Origin of the sequence: Streptomyces sp. 2A115 (genome assembly GCF_052245575.1) — a bacterium.
Classification (GTDB): domain Bacteria; phylum Actinomycetota; class Actinomycetes; order Streptomycetales; family Streptomycetaceae; genus Streptomyces.
Map to the genome: position 1 here is coordinate 38,965 of NZ_JBQQCG010000078.1, position 17,007 is coordinate 55,971.

Annotated in this window: 14 protein-coding genes; 8 read left to right on the top strand and 6 right to left on the bottom strand. The window is 69.4% G+C overall.

Annotation, left to right across the window (positions count from 1 at the left end; translation table 11 throughout):
- Nucleotides 1-161: 161 nt before the first annotated feature.
- Nucleotides 162-1,079 (bottom strand): TIGR03619 family F420-dependent LLM class oxidoreductase, encoded by a 918-nt coding sequence (locus tag ACTWQR_RS43345; RefSeq protein WP_443232788.1) that lies wholly within the window; start codon nt 1,077-1,079, stop codon nt 162-164.
- Nucleotides 1,080-1,089: 10 nt separating this feature from the next.
- Nucleotides 1,090-1,770: an HAD-IA family hydrolase gene (locus tag ACTWQR_RS43350; RefSeq protein ID WP_443232789.1), complete on the bottom strand. Its 681-nt coding sequence runs from the start codon at nt 1,768-1,770 to the stop codon at nt 1,090-1,092.
- 266 nt (nt 1,771-2,036) lie between these two features.
- On the opposite strand from ACTWQR_RS43350, the gene ACTWQR_RS43355 reads away from it, so the two are divergent.
- Nucleotides 2,037-2,369, top strand: a complete 333-nt coding sequence (locus ACTWQR_RS43355; RefSeq protein ID WP_443232790.1) for a hypothetical protein — start codon at nt 2,037-2,039, stop codon at nt 2,367-2,369.
- 606 nt (nt 2,370-2,975) lie between these two features.
- Here ACTWQR_RS43355 and ACTWQR_RS43360 read toward each other — a convergent pair.
- Nucleotides 2,976-3,767, bottom strand: coding sequence for a DUF3050 domain-containing protein (locus ACTWQR_RS43360; RefSeq protein ID WP_443232791.1), 792 nt, complete (start codon nt 3,765-3,767; stop codon nt 2,976-2,978).
- A 222-nt stretch (nt 3,768-3,989) separates the two neighbouring features.
- Between ACTWQR_RS43360 and ACTWQR_RS43365 the strand changes: the two genes are divergently transcribed.
- Genes ACTWQR_RS43365 through ACTWQR_RS43390 form a run of 6 tightly spaced genes read left to right on the top strand, consistent with a single transcriptional unit; the run spans nt 3,990 to nt 12,007 of the window.
- Nucleotides 3,990-4,622 (top strand): antibiotic biosynthesis monooxygenase, encoded by a 633-nt coding sequence (locus tag ACTWQR_RS43365; protein WP_443232792.1) that lies wholly within the window; start codon nt 3,990-3,992, stop codon nt 4,620-4,622.
- A 26-nt stretch (nt 4,623-4,648) separates the two neighbouring features.
- Nucleotides 4,649-6,802 (top strand): aminodeoxychorismate synthase component I, encoded by a 2,154-nt coding sequence (pabB, locus tag ACTWQR_RS43370; RefSeq protein ID WP_443232793.1) that lies wholly within the window; start codon nt 4,649-4,651, stop codon nt 6,800-6,802.
- A gap of 5 nt (nt 6,803-6,807) precedes the next feature.
- Nucleotides 6,808-8,367 (top strand): AMP-binding protein, encoded by a 1,560-nt coding sequence (locus ACTWQR_RS43375; protein WP_443232802.1) that lies wholly within the window; start codon nt 6,808-6,810, stop codon nt 8,365-8,367.
- Between the two features lie 41 nt (nt 8,368-8,408).
- On the top strand, nt 8,409-10,001 hold the full coding sequence (locus ACTWQR_RS43380) for a class I adenylate-forming enzyme family protein (protein ID WP_443232794.1): 1,593 nt from the start codon (nt 8,409-8,411) through the stop codon (nt 9,999-10,001).
- 1 nt (nt 10,002) lies between these two features.
- Nucleotides 10,003-11,181, top strand: a complete 1,179-nt coding sequence (locus ACTWQR_RS43385) for an FAD-dependent monooxygenase (protein ID WP_443232795.1) — start codon at nt 10,003-10,005, stop codon at nt 11,179-11,181.
- Nucleotides 11,182-11,212: 31 nt separating this feature from the next.
- The gene (locus tag ACTWQR_RS43390; protein ID WP_443232796.1) at nt 11,213-12,007 is read left to right on the top strand and encodes an aminotransferase class IV; all 795 of its coding nucleotides are present in this window, start codon (nt 11,213-11,215) and stop codon (nt 12,005-12,007) included.
- Nucleotides 12,008-12,100: 93 nt separating this feature from the next.
- Here ACTWQR_RS43390 and ACTWQR_RS43395 read toward each other — a convergent pair whose 3' ends face one another.
- The 3 genes from ACTWQR_RS43395 to ACTWQR_RS43405 all read right to left on the bottom strand — a co-directional run bounded on the left by ACTWQR_RS43395 (nt 12,101) and on the right by ACTWQR_RS43405 (nt 15,663).
- Nucleotides 12,101-12,574: a carboxymuconolactone decarboxylase family protein gene (locus ACTWQR_RS43395; protein WP_443232797.1), complete on the bottom strand. Its 474-nt coding sequence runs from the start codon at nt 12,572-12,574 to the stop codon at nt 12,101-12,103.
- A 227-nt stretch (nt 12,575-12,801) separates the two neighbouring features.
- The gene (locus tag ACTWQR_RS43400; protein ID WP_443232798.1) at nt 12,802-12,981 is read right to left on the bottom strand and encodes a hypothetical protein; all 180 of its coding nucleotides are present in this window, start codon (nt 12,979-12,981) and stop codon (nt 12,802-12,804) included.
- 693 nt (nt 12,982-13,674) lie between these two features.
- Nucleotides 13,675-15,663, bottom strand: a complete 1,989-nt coding sequence (locus ACTWQR_RS43405) for a BTAD domain-containing putative transcriptional regulator (protein ID WP_443232799.1) — start codon at nt 15,661-15,663, stop codon at nt 13,675-13,677.
- 190 nt (nt 15,664-15,853) lie between these two features.
- Here ACTWQR_RS43405 and ACTWQR_RS43410 point away from each other — a divergent pair, with 190 nt between their 5' ends.
- Nucleotides 15,854-16,732, top strand: coding sequence for an alpha/beta fold hydrolase (locus ACTWQR_RS43410; RefSeq protein ID WP_443232800.1), 879 nt, complete (start codon nt 15,854-15,856; stop codon nt 16,730-16,732).
- Nucleotides 16,733-17,007: the final 275 nt, after the last annotated feature.

A 17,007-nucleotide genomic window follows, 5' to 3' on the forward strand; every position in this document is an offset into this window, starting at 1 on the left:
AGACGCAGGCGGCGCCGAGGGATCGAGAGGTCGAAGAGTGAGCGCTCCGAGAAACCAACGAAGGGTCCGACACATTCCGCTTACGGGCGAACCGTTGCCGTCGTACCGTCGGACCTACGCCGAAAACTGCCGCCGGACCCGCGCCGGAAGGCCGCATACGGTCAGCCTCGGCGGACCCCTTCGAGGAAACGGCCGGCCAGGTCGACGCGTTCGGTGAGAGTCGCCGGTATCTGCCCGAAGTCCACGAAGAGTTCGTGCACGCCCGCCTCGGCGGCGGCCCGCGCGTAGTCGATGTACTGGGCGAGGGTGCCCGCCTGTGGCATCCGGTCCGGGTCGGTCTTCCTGTCGGTCAGCTCGGGGTTGACGCGCAGCGCCATACGCAGGGTGGCGGCGTCGCGTTCGGCCCGCACCGCCTCCTTCTGGATGACATCCCACATGCCCATGAGATGGAGCAGCGGCATCGCCACGGGCAGCCAGCCGCCGAGCCGCCGTCCGATACGCCGCAGTCCGCCGGAAGTGAATGCCGCGAGCAGCACGGGCGGGCCGGGCCGCTGGCTCGGCTTGAGGCCCACCACGGTCTCCGGGATGGTGAACAGCGGTCCCTCGTGCGCGAAGACGTCGTTGGCCCAGTACTCCTCCAGGACGTCCAGGGTCTCGTCGAGCCGTGCGCCGCGGCCCTTCCAGGGCACGGAGACCGCGGTGTACTCGTCAGGCATCCAGCCCAGGCCGAGGCCGACGATCAGGCGCCCATGGCTGAGGACGTCGAGGGTGGTCAGGGACCGGGCCAGCATGAGCGGCGGCTGCCACAGGCCGTTCAACGTGCTCGTGCCGAGATGGACCCGTGTCGTGTGGGCCGCAGCGAACGTCAGGGCGGCCAAGGGGTCCATGTGGTTCTCGTAGGCGCGTGGCATCTCGCCGGTGGAACTCGGGTACGGGGCGGTGGGCACCCGGGGTGCGAGGACGCGGTCACCGGTCCACAGGGAGTCGTATCCCATGTCCTCGGCGGTGCGGCAGACACGAAGGATGCCTTCCGGGCGGGCGTCGGGGCCGAAGGTCGGCAGGGCCAGGCCCAGTCTCACAGGGGTCTCCTCAAGGGGTGACCCGGTCCATGTCCAGGTCCGGGTTCGGGCCCTCGTCCGGGTCTTTGTCCGTCAACGGGATACCGAGCAGGGCTTCCAGCGCGGCCACCGTCCGGGCAGGCTCCACGGCGTGGACGGTGGCGAAGCCCAGCTCCGCCGCGGGCGGCAGATACTGCTCGGTGTCGTCCACGAACACGCACTCCTCGGCCGTCAGGCCGAGTTCCTCCAGCACGAGCCGGAAGACCTCCGGTTCGGGCTTGCGCGTGCCGTGGACCTCGGACAGCACCAGGGCGTCGTACAGCTTCTCCACGTCGTAGCCGTCGTACAGATTCCACGGAGTCAGGCCGACCGAGTTGGAGAGGATGCCGACCTTGATGCCCGCCCGGCGGGCGGCGGCGGCCGCGGCGATCACCGAGGACTCGGGGCGCAGGTCAGCGAAGATACGGCCCATCAGGTTGTCCGGCGGGATGCCGAGTCGTCCGGCCGCCGCCTCGTTCCATTGGGTCTGCGTGAGTGTGCCGCGCTCCAGTTCCTCGGTCAGCCGGATCCCTTCGGGGTCCAGGTAGAGGCCGGTGAGCAGGGTTCCCTCGGCGAGTCTGTCGCGTCGCTCGAAGGCGAGCGCGGCGGGCAGCAGAGGTGTTGTCAGCACACCACCGAAGTCGAGGACGAGGCCCTTGCGGTGCTGGGTCATACTCACACCTTAAAAGGTGCCCACGGGCCGCTCTCCACCAGGTCATGTTTCTCGGCGGGTGTCGACGGCCAGGCACATGTGTCGGGTGTGAACCTCGGGGCGGGCAGATTTGCAGGCCGCTGCTCACCGGCGAACAGCCGGCACTCAGCGCCTGGACTGAGTCGGGTGCGGTCCGGGAGCTCGCCTCGGTGAACCTCTTCTCCCATCTGTCCGTTTCAAGCGCTGCGGGCGCACGATCCGTCCCACTCGACAAGGCAGGAAGCCTGATGCAGATCAATTACTCCGTGCTGATGATCTCGGTCTTCGTGATCGCCCTCGCGGTCACCACGCTCGCCCGCGGGCGCTGGAGGGGTCCGGTGTGGTTGGTCGCGGTCGGTGCCGCGTTCGCCCACCCACTCGCCGTTGTACTCATGGACCGGGCTGAGGACGCCCCGGACGGCTGGCTGCGCTGGGCTTTCCAGGTCGGGTGCGGCATGCTCGCCGCCACCTTGGTCAGTCCGGTGTACCACTGGCTGCGCAGCCGAAGGGCCGCTTCCGATTCGGCTGACGCAGTCCGCCCGGTGGTCCCGCCGGCGGAGCCGCCGCAGGCTGCCTCCTGACGTTCACGCCGACCCGTGATGGAGGAGCACCGGATCACCCTCTGACCGGCCGCGCCGCAGGAGGAGCGGGTGTGGAAGCAGGACGGCTTCCTCGCCGAGGCGGGAAGGCGACCGCTGCCAGCGCTGGGGCCGACTCCCACCCCGTGGACCTGAACGGTTTCTACGACGCCGCCGCTGCCGGTACTCCGTCGTAGTCCTCGCCTACTGCGCCAAAGCCCTCACCCACGCGAGCAACCCGGCGAAGTGAGCAGAAACCGGTCTGGGAAATGAGCAGTGATCGCAGCCATGCTCATGCCGGTCGATGCGTTGGAGGGCTGGTTTGCATGCATGTAGTGGTGTGCGGGGCGGGACCCGTGGGCTCGTTGGTCGCGCTGTTGCTGGCGGCCGAAGGGCACCAGGTGACGGTGCTGGACGGACCATCCTCGCTGTCACGGGAGGCGATTCCTCCCCGGCGTGAACGCCGAGGCCTCCTCGCAGAGAACAGGTGAACCGCGAGCGACATGGTCGCCGCCGGCCAGCCGCACATCGTCCGCGGCCACTTCGGCGGACCCGCTGTTTCCGGCGTGCGTCGTCACCACCGGCGGGCAGGACCTTGCCGACTCGGATTCAGCCGTCGAGCGGGTCCATCGCCGCCGCGATCGCGTCCCAGAGCCGGGACCTGGCCTCCAGCGCGAGGGCCGCGGTCTCCGTGGCCTCTCGCCAGCGCGTGTCGTCGTCGCCGCAGAGGTCGGCCACCATGGCCATGGCCATGGGGGTGTGTTCCTCGCCGTCGACCTCGATGTGGCGTGCGAGGTAGTCGCAGAAGATCGGGAACCGGTCGGCGCCCTCCTTCTTGATGACCTGGTCGAACATGTCCGGAATGAGGTCTTCCCGGGAAAATGCGAAAGCCGCCGCCTGGCAGTGGAGCGGCTTGTCGTTGACGATTCCGAACGTGGTGGTGACGAACTCGGCCGCAGGGGCGGGCACTTGGGCGACGCGCAGCGCCGTCGGCACGTCGTGGCCCTCCGTGAGCAGCGCGAGGAACGTGTCCAGCCGTGAGGTGTCCGCCCCCGCCTCTGCCATGCCGGTGTGGTAGAGCTCGAAGTGGCTGGTGAAGCCGCCGTCCAGCTCGTCGCTCTCCTCCACCAGCACGATGTCGTTGATCAGCCGCCTGCTCACCTGCGAGCCGCGGGGTACCCAGGGGACGTCCACACACGTCAGCTCCCGCTGGAGGGACTTCAGCAACGACATGAAGTCCCACACCGCGAAGACGTGGTGCTCCATGAAGGTCGCCATGTGTTCCCGGGTGCTTATCCGCTGGTAAATGGGGTGGGCGGTCACTTCTTTTCGGGCCGGTTCGATCTCGGCGCGCACCCTGTTGATTCCCTCGTGGGTCACGCTCCAGTCATACCTGGACATGGATCTCCTTCTTGCTCTTTCAGATCCGGCTTGTCGGACTCTTCGTGTCGCCGGAGAACGGTGCCCCGGAGGCCGATGGTGCCGGTTTGTTCGAGAGTCCGGCAAGTGATTCCAGGAATTCGAGAAGGTTACCCGAAGTAGCGTGTGGCAAAAGATGTCAAGGCGGGCATAAGGGTGACAAATGACCGCTTTCCAGGCTGCACACAAAAACTCTGTTGAGAGTTGAACAGCAAGCCTTCTCTTTCCGTATTCAAGGGCGTGACCAGGAATTCCGTTACCGTCACCGTCGCGTATCGAGTGGTACCGGGCCGCGAGGCCGAGTTCCACTCCTGGGGGTGGGGTGTGCTGCGGGCCGGCGCGCAGCAGCCGGGCTTTCTCGGCGGTGGCGTGCTCGTCGACGGAGAGGCGGAGTGGCATGTGGTTTACCGCTTCATCAGCGAGGGTTCCGCCCTGGCCTGGGAAGGCTCGGCCGAGCGGGCGCAGTGGCAGGCCCCTGGGGAGAAGCTCGCCCGGGAGACCGGTCGGCGGACCGTGCAGGGCTCCAGGGCCTGGTTCGATTCTCAGGCCGAAACCGCGTCCGCGACCGCTGCGGCCCCGCGTCCGCCACCGAAATGGAAGTTATGGTTCGTGAATATGAGCGCGGTCTTCCCTCCTGTGCTCATATTTAATTTGGCGGTGCTTCCTTATCTCGGCAGCCTCAACCCTCTCATCCGCACTCTGCTGCTGTGTCTGGCCGTCACGGCCATTGTTACGTGGATCCTCATGCCGCGACTTCAGCGTTTCTTCAAGAAATGGCTGTATCCGCCCCTCCAGGCGATGCGTGGACGGCACAAACGACGGGCCGCACAAGGCTGAGAACGACAATAAAGGGGGGTGGGCGGGTGAAGACCCTGCTCATCGACAACTACGACTCGTACACGTACAACTTGTTCCAGCTGATTGCCGAGGTCAATGGCGAGGAGCCGGTGGTGATCCTCAACGACGCCTCGGCCGACGCACTTCCGGATCTCCGGGAGTTCGACAATGTGGTGGTGTCACCCGGGCCCGGACACCCGGGTCGGGCGCGCGACTTCGGGATCAGCGCCAGCGTGCTCGCGGAGTCCGAGATACCCGTCCTGGGTGTCTGCCTCGGCCACCAGGGCATCGCGGTCGGCGAGCACGCCCGGGTGACGGCCGCACCGCAGCCCCGGCACGGGCATCTCTCCAGAATCCGGCACAACGGCGAGGACCTGTTCCGCGGACTGCCGCAGGACTTCACCGCGGTCCGCTATCACTCGCTGGCCGTGCGGGAGCCGCTGCCCGCGAGTCTCAAGGGCACCGCCTGGTCCGAAGACGGCGTACTGATGGGGCTGCGGCACCGCACCCGTGCGCTGTGGGGCGTGCAGTTCCACCCTGAGTCCGTCCTCACCGAGTACGGCCACCGGCTGTTCCTGAACTTCCGGAGCCTCACCGCGGCCCGGCCCCGCACGGTCCGTATGACCAAGGCCCGTACGGAGAAGCCGCGTACGCAAGACAACGCCTCTGTGTCCGCGGCGTTCGTGCCCCGCCCCCGCGGGGCGGCGCCCGTCGGCTACCGACTGCACAGCCGCCGGATCACGACCGCCGTGGACGTCGAGACGGCCTTCACCCGGATGTGCGCGGACGCGCCCAGGGCGTTCTGGTTGGACAGCTCCCGGGTCGAGGAGGGGCAGTCCCGCTTCTCGTTCTTCGGCGACGGCACGGGCCCGCTGGCCGAGTTCGTACGCTACGACGTCGAGAGCGGCAGCTGCGAGATCGAGCGGCCCGGGCGGCCGCCGCGCAAGGTCAGAGCAAGCGTCTTCGACTACCTGAAGCGGCAGTTGGCGACCCGTCACGTGGACGCGGCCGAGCTGCCCTTCGACTTCACCGGCGGCTATGTCGGCTACTTCGGCTACGAGGCGAAGGCCGACTGCGGCTCGCCGAACCGTCACCGGGCCGAAACCCCGGACGCCTGCTGGCTCTTCGCCGACCGGCTGATCGCGGTGGACCACCGCGAGGGATCCACCTATGCCGTCTGCCTGGCCGAGAACACCCCACAGGGCACGCGGGACGCCGTCGACTGGCTCGACAGTGCGGTGGCGCAGCTGAGTTTCGTGTCGTCGGCAGGGCCTGCCACGACTCCGCCGTCCGCTTCCGACCCTGGCCTGCGTGCCGTCGAACCGTGGCTGGTCCGCGACCGCGCGACCTACCTCGCCGACATCGAAGCCTGTCGGCGCGAGCTGAAGGCCGGCACCAGCTACGAGATCTGTCTGACCAACGCCGCCAGGTTACCCGCGCCGCCCGACCCGTTGGCCTTCTACCGGGTGCTGCGGCGCATCAACCCGGCGCCCTATGCGGCCTTCCTGAAGTTCGGGGACGTGGACGTGGCCGCCTCGTCCCCCGAACGGTTCCTGCGGATCACTCGGGACGGCATCGCCGAGGCCAAGCCCATCAAGGGCACCGCACCCCGCGGCGACCGGCCGGAGGAGGACGCCCGGCTGAAGGAGTCACTCGCCGCGGACGCCAAGACCCGCGCCGAGAACCTGATGATCGTGGATCTGCTCCGCAACGACCTGGGCCGGGTGTGCGAGACCGGAACGGTACGGGTCTCCCGTCTGATGGCCACCGAGACGTACGCGACCGTGCACCAGCTCGTCTCCACCGTCGAGGGCCGGCTCCGTGCGGACACGGATGTGGTGGACTGCGTACGAGCCTGCTTCCCCGGCGGCTCGATGACCGGCGCGCCGAAGCTGCGCACGATGGAGATCATCGACTCGCTGGAGACCGAGGCGCGCGGGGTGTACTCCGGCGCCCTCGGCTATCTCGGCTGCGGCGGAGGCGCCGATCTCAGCATCGTCATCCGCACCGCCGTCTTCACGGACGGCTGGATGCACCTCGGCGCGGGCGGCGCCATCGTCCTCGGCTCCGACCCGGAAGCGGAGTACGACGAGATGCTGCTGAAGACCGCCGCGCAGCTGCGCGCCTACGGCGAGTCGACGGCCGCCGTGCGCGTCTCCTTGCAGGAGCAGGTCCGGTGACGCCGATGACCTCCGCCCCGAGCCCCACCGGCACGGCCGGCCCCACCGATACCGAGGCCGGGAACCTGGCGTCCGGACTCGCCGCGCTGGCCGAGCGGCGGGGCTGGAGCGACCGGCCCGCGTTCCACCAGGGCCACCGGGCCTGGACCCATGCAGAGGTGCACGACCTCGCGGCCCGCGCCGCGAGTGTCCTGGCCGAGCATGGCGTCCGCCCCGGCGACCGGGTGTTGCTCGCGCTGCCCGATTCCCTCGCCTGGGTGACGGCCTTCCTCGCCACCGCCCGGCTCGGGGCAGTCGCGGTACTGGTCAATCCCGAACTGCCCGCGGCTGACCACGAGTTCATGGCCGAGGACGTCGGAGCCGCGCTGTGCGTGACCGGGCCGGGCCTGGAAGACCGGTTCGCCGGGCGGACGCGGCTCGGCGCGGACCAACTCGTCGCGCTCACCCGCGCCGCGCCGCCGACCACCGGCGCCCACCCGGCCGGCCCGCGCACCCCGCTCTACATCCAGTACACCTCGGGCACGACCGGCATCCCCAAGGGAGTCGTGCACTGCCACGGCGACCCCGGGACGTACCACGAGCTCATCGGCGAGCGGTTGCTGCGGATCACCCAGGACGACGTCACCCTCTCGGTGTCGAAGCTGTACTTCGCCTACGGTTTCGGCAACGCCTTCGCATTCCCCCTCTTCTCCGGGTCCTCCGCCGTCCTGGTGGACCGCCGCCCCTCGCCCGCCGCGGTGGACGAACTCGTGGCCCGCCACCGGGTGACACTTCTCTACTCCGTACCGTCGGCGTACGCCGCCCTGGTGGCCGACCGGGCCGACGGGCACGCGGCCTGCTTCGCCTCCGTACGCGCCGCGGTGTCGGCCGGCGAGGGCATGCCCGCCGGGCTCGGCGAGCGCGTCACCGAACTGCTCGGCGCGCCGGTACTGGAACAGATCGGTTCCACCGAGGCCGGGCACGCCTTCTGCGCGAACAGCCTCGACGACAACACCCCGGGCACCGTCGGCCGCCCCGTTCCCGGCTTCGAACTGGAACTGCGGGACGGCGCGGGACACCCGGTGCCGGACGGCACGGAGGGCGAACTCTGGGTACGAGGCGCGACGTTGACGCCCGGCTACCTGAACCTTCCCGAGGAGACGCAGCGCGTCCTGGTGGACGGCTGGCTGGCCACCCGTGATCGCGCGCGGCGCGAACGCGACGGCACCTACCGCCACTTGGGCCGCGCCGACGACATGGAGCTCGTCGGTGGCATCACCGTCTCCCCGCTGGAGGTGGAGGCCGTGCTGCGCAAGCATCCGGCGGTACGCGAGGTGGCCGTCGCCGCTGTCACCGACGAGCGCGGCGCCACCGCCCTGCGGGCCTACGTCGTCATCGGTGTCGCGGCCACGACCGCCCCGGCGTTCGCGGCGACCAGGGCCGACCTGCAGGCCGAACTCATCGCGCTGGCCCGCGAGCACCTCGCCGCCTTCAAGGCCCCCCGGACCATCCACGTCGTGCCGTCACTGCCCCGCACCTCGACCGGCAAACTCCGCCGCCACCTCGTCCGTCGAGGTGCGTGGTGACGGTGGCCGTGACCGCGAACACCGCAGAAAGGAAAGGGCTCATGGGACAACCACAGCCCCTGTTCTCCGATCGTGGGTTCTATCTGGGCCCGATGTTCCAGCAGGCCGCCGACCGGCACGGAGCCGTCCCGGTCACCCTGGACCGGCCGCTGGACGTCAACCCCGTCCTCGGGCTCGACCTCAGCTATCCGGTCCTGGCCGCCCTGGTCGACGAGTTGTCCGGGCGGCTGTGGGAGGCCGGTGTCCGGCCCTCCGAACAGGTCGCCGTCCACAAGACGGACAACGTCGACATCGTCCTGCTGACCTGCGCCGTCTCCCGGATCGGCGCCGTGCCCGTCCTGCTCTCACCGGGCCTGCAGGGACCGGTCGTCGGCCGGCTTCTGAAGCGGCTGCATGAGCCCTGGCTGCTCACGGACCGGGCGAAACTCACCGGGCCACTCCGGGACATCGGCGTCGCCGATCTCGTTCGGCAGACACTCAGCGTGGACGACGCACCCGGAGCCGTCCCACTGGACAAGTACGCCGGCGCACCACCCCACTCACCTGTCCGGCTGCATCCCCGTGAACCGGCGCTGATCACCCACAGTTCGGGCACGACGGGCGTCCCCAAGCTCGCCGTGCACTGCGCGAACACCATGTGGAACCGCCTCGTACCGCAAAAGGCCATGGGCTGGCCGACCCGTGGCGAGACAGCGGCGCTGCACATGTCCTTCGTGCACTCGCGCTTTTACCATCTGCTCGGCGTCCTGCTGCACTTCGGCAGCCCGCTGCTGTTCATCACCGACCCGGAGCCCGCCGCCGCAGGTCCGCTGCTTGCCCGGCACCGGCCGGGCATCGTCGAGACCCACCCCAACACCTTCGTGCTGTGGGAGGAGTTGGCCGACGCGCCCGGCGCTCCGCTCGCCCGGGTCCGTTCGTACGGCAGCACCTTCGACGCGATCCACCCGCGCACCGTGCAGCGGCTGCTCGGCGCGTCGAGCCGGCGCTCGCCCTGGCTGATGCAGCTGTACGGGCAGAGCGAGACGGGTCCGGTCGCCTTCCAGTGGTACACGCGGCGCAGCGCGGCCCGCGCGGACGGCCGCCGTGTCGGCATCGGCATCCCCGGCTTCACCCGGGTCCGGATCGCCGACAGCGCGGGACGGCGTGCCCAGCCCGGGACGCCCGGCCGTATCGAGGCCCGCACCAGGGGCCGGATCCTCACCTACCTCGGCGCCCAGCAGCAATACGACCGTCAACTGGGCGGCGGCTGGTGGCAGATGGGCGACATGGGCTACCGGAACCGGTGGGGCGCGCTGTATCTGATCGATCGTGAGATCGACCAGATCGACTCCGTGCACAGCAACCTCGAGATCGAGGACACACTGATGTCCCGCCTCGACGAACTGCGTGAAGTCGTCATCGTGCCCGGCGCCGACCGCGAGCCGGTACCAGTGGTCTGCGTCCGGGGGGAACAGCCCCTCGACCCGCGGCGCTGGCAGGCGGCCACCGCCGACCTGCCGGCGATGGCCGACCCACGGCAGTGGCGGTTCGACGAACTGCCGATGACCTCCACCTGGAAGGTCAAGCGGGTGGAAATCACCCGCATGCTCACCGAGAGCGCGGCCGTCACCACCGAACAACCCGGCGGCGCCTGACGTGAACCCTGTCATCGTCGTGGGCGCGGGACCCGTGGGCATGTCGGCCGCACTCGGCGTGCGCGCCCACGGACTACCGGTCACCCTCCTGGAAGCGGACCCGCAAGGGCGCGAACGCCCCGGCAGCCGCGCCCTGTTCGTGCACAGAGAGACCCTGCACCTGCTCGAAGGGATGCGCCCGGGGCTCGCCGCCCAGATCACGTCGTACGGACGGACCTGGCAGACCAAACGCACCCTGTACCGCGGCCGCGAGGTGTACGCCCGGACGTTCCCGCCACCCTCGTTCCCGCCCCCCTTCACCAGCCTGCGTCAGGTGGACACCGAGCGGTTCCTGCTCGCCGCCTGCGAGGCGGCCGGGGTGGAGTTCGCCTGGGACGCGCGCCTGACGGGCATCAAGGTCACCGACGCCGGGGTCGGGCTGAGCAGCGAGGACGGACGCGGCTGGACGGGCACCCACGTCATCGCCGCCGACGGAGCCCGCTCGGCGGTCCGGCGGGAGCTGGGCATCCCCATGGAGGGCACCACCTCGGAGGGATTCCATGTCGTGGTGGATGTGGCCGACATCCCGGGCGCCGAACTGCCCCTGGAGCGGGTCTTCCACTACGAACATCCCGGCGTCAGCGGCCGCAGCGTCATGCGTGTGCCCTTCACCGGGGGCTTCCAAATCGACCTGCAGTGCTGCGACGACGACCCGCAGGAGTCCTACGGGACCGAGGAGGCGGTTCGCCAATGGCTGCCCGCGGTAGTGGGGGAAGGGTATGCCGAGCGGATCCTGTGGGTGTCGACCTACCGCTTCCTCCGCAAGGTCGCGGCGACCTTCACCGACCCCGATCACCGCGTGCTGCTCGTCGGCGAGGCGGCTCACCTCTTCCCGCCCTTCGGTGCCCGCGGCATGAACAGCGGCATCGCGGACGCGGCGGCGGCGGCGACCGCCGTGGCCACCGGCACCACGAAGGCGGTCGCGGAGTTCGCCGCGGCGCGACGAGCGGCTGCCCTGTTCAACAGCGCGGCGGCGGGCGAAGCCCTGGACCATCTGCGACCGCGCCGCCGGATCGTCCGGGCGAAACAGCGTGCGGCGGCGGCACTCGCGCCCGTACTGCCGTGGTGCGGGGCCTGGTTGGAACATGCCCCGTACGGCCCCCGGCACGGCTCACCGGCGAGCGCCGGCCGCAAATACTGACCGGACGCACTGAGAGGTGAACGATTCGTTGATGACACAACCGGCAATCGCAGAAGGGCTGTTGGCATGGGTACCCGGCCGTGGTCTGATCGCCGGCCTGGCGGCCGACACGCAGCTCCTGGTCGTCGACTCCTGGCTGGTCAGGGACGGGCGGGTGCGTGGTCTCGACCGGCACCGGGAGCGCTTCCTGCGGGCCTGCGGCGAGTGCGGAGGGCCGTCCCTCGAGCAACTCACCCAGTTCTGGCAGGACATGACGGCCGCGCTGCCTCGTACGGGGTCCTGGTTTCCGCGTGTCGAGCTCGTGGCGGGATCCCTCCAGCTGCGGCTGCTCCTGCGGCACGCACCTCCGCTCGCCCCGGAGGTGCGGGTGTGGGCGGCGGGTCAGCCCGACCCGCGCACGGTTCCCCGCCGCAAGGGCCCGGACCTGGACGCCCTGGCCCGGGTCCGACAGCGGGCGTGCGGACAGGGCGCCGAGGAGGCGGTACTGATCGCCCCCTCCGGCCTCGTGCTGGAGGCGGCGACCTCCAGCATGCTGTGGTGGGAGGACGAGACTCTGTGCCTTCCCCCGCAACAGTTGCCGGTCCTGGCCGGCGTCACCGCGGGGCTCATCCAGCAGCAGGCGCTGCAGAACGGGATTCGCCTGGCCCACCGGGAACGAACCGTGGAGGAGCTGACCGGCCGGGAGGTGTGGCTGGTGAATGCCCTGCACGGAATTCGGCCGGTGTCCGCCTGGGAGGGCCGGTCGATGATTGCGGGGCCGGTCGTGCGGGCCGAGGAATGGCGGAAATGGCTGGACGACATCATGGAGCCACTGCCGACCGCGTGAACCGGTAAAGTTTCACAAAGGATCGCGCCGGACCGATTCATTTCGGCCCGGCGCGATAAGCCATTCCTGGATTCAGCTATTCTCCTGGATCGCTCAGCCCTTCTTCTGGACCGGCTGATAAGGGCCCGGAACCATACGTGTCGCGATCGCGATCCGGTTGTACGCGTTGATGACGGTGGCGGCCCAGATCAATGCGGCGATCTGCGCGTCGTCAAAGACCTCCGCTGCCTCCGCGTAGACCGCATCCGGGACGTGTCCGTCGTGCACCAGGGTCACTGCCTCGGTCAACGCCAGCGCGGCGCGCTCTCGTTCGGTGAAGAACGGCGTCTCCCGCCACGCGTTCAGCGAGTAGATCCGCTGTTCGCTCTCGCCCTGGGCGCGGGCGTCCTTCGTGTGCATGTCGAGGCAGAACGCACAACCGTTGATCTGTGAAGCGCGAATCCGGATCAACTCGAGAAGTTCCGGCTCGACCTTGGCATCCTGCGCCGCAGAAACAGCGGCACCGTGCAAGGTGCCCATTGCTCCGGAGACGTCGGGGGTTATTTTCTTGAGGGCCACGCGGGCCATGGATTCACTCTTTGGCATGAGGCGACTCTATCTCTGCAATGCGGGCCGTGAGTGCCGGTCTCTGAATTCATCCAGCTTGAGGCTGCCGAAGGCGTCGGCAATCTCCCGTCGGTGGGCAGCACAATTGCGTCCTTCCACACCCGATTGACCAGTTCGGTGCCGCCCTGGGCGGTGGCGACGATACCGGTGACCAGCGCCGCCCCCGCAAGCATCCGCGCGGTGCGCGCTCAGCGCGGATGCAGCAGGATGGAACCGGCCGTCTGGATGACCGCGAGGGCCAGCCATGAGCCTGTGGCCGCGGCCCGCGGCTCGTACAGAGGCCAGTACCTGAGCACCAGCAGGGTGTCCAAACCCAGGTGCCAGACGCCCACGATCACCACCAGCCCGATATTGACACCCTTGGCCAAGCGGGTGGCGACCACTCCCGCCTACGCCGAGATCGGTCATGGTTCCCACCTCAGTACGACCCGGGTGCCGACACCGGGGGACGGGGCCGCCCGGGCGTTGCCGCCCATGGCACGCATCCGGCCGCAGGCCGATTCCCGCAGGCCGCGCCGGTGGGAGGGAACAGCCGTGCAAGGCCGAACCCGCATCAGCTGGCGCAGACTTGGACGGCGACGCCCTCCCCGACGCGTCGGCCCGTGCCCCGGGCAGCGCCGGTGTTCGCGTGCCCGGCCAGTGGCGGGAAGCAGGGCGTGTGCGCCGTACCGCACCAGCGCAGTGCCAAGGCCATGGGGCGTGAACCGCTGCGCACAGCCCTCCGTTGAGCGTGAACGAAGAGGCACTGGCGCTGAGAACAGCGCGGCCTCGCGAGGAATCGCAACCTCTGCAGAGGAGTTACTCGCTGGACAGGCGTTGGCACCGCAGCCGCGCTGCCAACGATGACCGCGAGCACAGCAGGAGCTTCCTCTGTCCCGCTCACCGACGGGGCAAAAGGCGGCGGCACGCCGCCACGGGCTGAGACGGGCGCAAGTCCCTGCGCAAGGGCAATCCCGAACTGGCCCTTCGCCCGAAGTCCTGACCCCAAGCGCCTGGTTGACGCCCTTGGTGTTCTGCTCGAATCCGACGGCCGAGGCCGCCATGGGGTCTTCGCCAGTCGGCTAACGACGTCCGAGAACCGCGGCCAGCACCGCGAGGTGACCGGACACCGGCCCCAGGGAGATCAGACCGCTACCTGCACCGGCCAACTCGGAGGAGGCCGGCTCAAGCTGCGAATAGGCGCGTTGAATGACGGCCTGATCGCCTACAGCGACGGCTGCCTTCGCGACGAAGCACCACAGTGCCTCGAACAGCAGATCACGTGGCGGGGACGGGATGCCTCGTAGCGCCTCACGAGCACCCTCGTCCCAGCCTTCGGACACGAGCAGGAGTGGACGTACCCAGGGTTCATACGGGCCCCAGTCGTGCCGATCCGCCATGCGGATCGGTGTGTCGTGACGGACGCACAGGCTTAGCAGGGCCAGCGGCAGCAGACCTCGCTGCAGGCCGGGCATCCCCGCTCCGTCGAGGCATACGGCAGCGTCCTGGTACGCGGCCTCAGCGGCGGGCAGCGGCTGGGTCATGGCGGTGCGCAGGGCCCGGTACCACGTGGTGAAGACGGACACGAGAGGAAGCTCATACCGCTCCGCAAGCGCGTCCGCGGCCGCCGCGTGCCGGTCGGCCCCCGATAGGTCGGACAGAGCGCACCGTGACTGAAGGCGAATGAGATGGCCCAGCACTTCGTATGTGGTGAGGTCGTTGAGAGCGGACAAGGACACCACTTCGGTTCCGATCGCATCACGTCGGCCGGCCAGACCCGCACGATGAAACGACTGCATGAACACGCCGTTCAACGCGAAAGCCAGCAGCGATGCGTCACCGAGCCGGCGTGCGATGTGCTCCGCCTGCCGTGCCGCCTGGAAGGCGCGCGCACCCGCTCCCGGGGCTGCCGGCTCGGTGGGGAGCGTGCCCCGGGACTCCACAGCGATGGTGGCGAGCAGCCGGCCTCGCCCCGCTTGGTGCTGCTCGGCCGGCAGCCGATGCAGTGTCCGCTCCGCCGCGCCCACCAGCCACCGTGCTTGGTCGGGGTCGTCGGAACGGGTCCAGATCGCGGGCACGTCATAGACCCCGATGACCCGGGCGGTGAGTTCGGGGTCACCAAGTTGTTCGGCGGCCGCCACGGCCGCGACCCGATGGCGACGTGCTGCCTCCAACCCACCGCCTCCGGTCACCGCCAGAGTGCGCATCAGGCCGGCGGTGGACTCCAGGCGCGTCCGCGCGCGGGAAGAAACGGTACTTTCGTATGCCGCCGCTGCCTGGGCCCACACCTGAGCGGCCGAACCTCCGGGGCCGGGATCGAGGTGGTCGGCCTGCTGGAGGATGTCGGCTTCCAGACGGCGCAGCCGGGGACCGGGATCAACTCCCAAGTGCTCACTGAGCATCCGTCGTGCACGTCTGACAACGGACAGCGCATCCGTCTGACGCCCGGAGCGATACAAGGCCAGTACAAGGAGGTGCCAGGCGTCCTCTCGCCACGGATGTTCCGCTATGTGTGCGTCCAGGTCCGGGACGGCTTCGGCAGCCGTTCCCAGCGCGATCTGGGCTTCGGCGCGGCGTTCGACGGCATGGAGCCGCAGTTCGGTCAGCCGAGAGCCTTCACCGCGGGTCCACGGCTCGCCCTCGAAGTCCGCGTAGGCGGGGCCCCGCCACGAACGCAACGCGGCGGTGAGCCGGTCCACGACCTGCGAGGGAGGCAGCTCGGCGACAGCATTGACAGAGTGCTCGAATCGCCAGGCGTCCACCTCGTCCTGCGCGGGTCGCAGGGCGTAGCCGGGTCCCTCGGTGACCAGGAGCCGAGACGGCGCCCGCCGCGGCCGGTCGGGTTCGAGCGCGCGACGCAGCCCGGCGACGAAGGTCCGGATCGCGCCCACCGCTTCCGCCGGCGGCTCGGCCCACAGGTCCTCCACCAGCCGTGACACCGGGACGACGCGTCGGCGCGCGATGAGCAGGCGGGCGAGCACCGCGCGGTGCCTCGGCCCTTTGAGGGTCAGGGCATCCCCTGCCTCGTCCCAGGCCGCCACGGGACCGAGGACACCAAAATTCACCTGCACGTCGGTCGTCCGTTCCTACGTCCATCCGCTCTTACGTCCCGCTCCCCTGCTCAAAGTACAGCGCGTTCATCGGCTGCTAATTCGTGCCCCGCACGCTGGGAGACACCGGGAAACCGGGCCGCGCCGCGCAACCGGCCCGGCGAGAACCAGCAATCACGAGAACCAGCGATCAATCGAGATGAGCGGACTCATGCAACCCACCATCCCTGGATTCGACTACCACCGCGTAACGGTCGCCGACGGCGTTTCCCTCAATACGGCCGCAGGGGGCTCCGGCGCACCGATCGTCCTGCTGCATGGGTTCCCCGAAACCCACCTCATGTGGCGCCACGTGACCGCCGACCTCGCGGCCGACCACACCGTCATCTGCCCCGACCTTCGCGGCTACGGTGACAGCGACAAGCCCCAGGAGGACGGCCCGGACACGTACTCCAAGCGGACCATGGCGAACGACATCGTCGCCCTCGCCAAGAAGCTGGGGCACGACCGCTTCGCGCTGGCCGGGCACGACCGCGGCGCCCTGGTGGCCTTCCGCGCCGGCCTCGACCACCCGGAGGTGATAACTCACCTGGCCTGCCTCGACGTGCTCCCCACGCTCGACATGTGGGAAGCACTGCACGGCACTACCGCGGCCGTCGGCTTCCACCTCTACCTCATGGCACAGCCGCCCGGCCTGCCTGAGCAGATGATCGCCGCCAGTGCCGACGCGTTCTTCGCCCACTTCCTCGATGTCTGGGCCAACGACCCCGACGCCATCCCGGGCGAGGTCCGTGCCGCCTACCTGGAGGCCTGTCGGAACGCCGTGCCGTCGATCGTCGCCGACTACCGTGCGTCCGCCGGCATCGACGTGGAGCACGACCAGCTCGACCGTGCGGCGGGGAACCAGCTGGCCATGCCGGTGACCGTCCTCCAGCAGGACTGGGGCGCCGCGCTCGGATACGAAGCTGCTGCCCTGTGGGCGACTTGGGCGCGCGACCTGCATCACTCCACCGTCTCGTGCGGCCACTTCATGGCGGAGGAAGCTCCCGCCGACATCGCCAAGGCCCTGCGGGACCTGCTGGCACGATAGCGCGGCGACGCGCGGCAGCACCCGGCGGTGCTGCCCGGCGCAAAACGGTGGCCTCGCCGGACACGGACGGCGCCGTGTGGGCGAGGCCGCCGACGCCCGATCCTGAGCGGGCCATCGAACTCGCGCGCCGTAGACGGCGGAGCGGGAATGAGTGGTGTGCATCGTGAAGTTGCTGGTCACGGATCTGGTTTGAGGGTCGGGAGAGTTACTCGCGCTGGTCGTCGGCCGGTGTCCACGGCGAAGATCGTCTGACATGTCGTTCAGAGCCGTCCTCG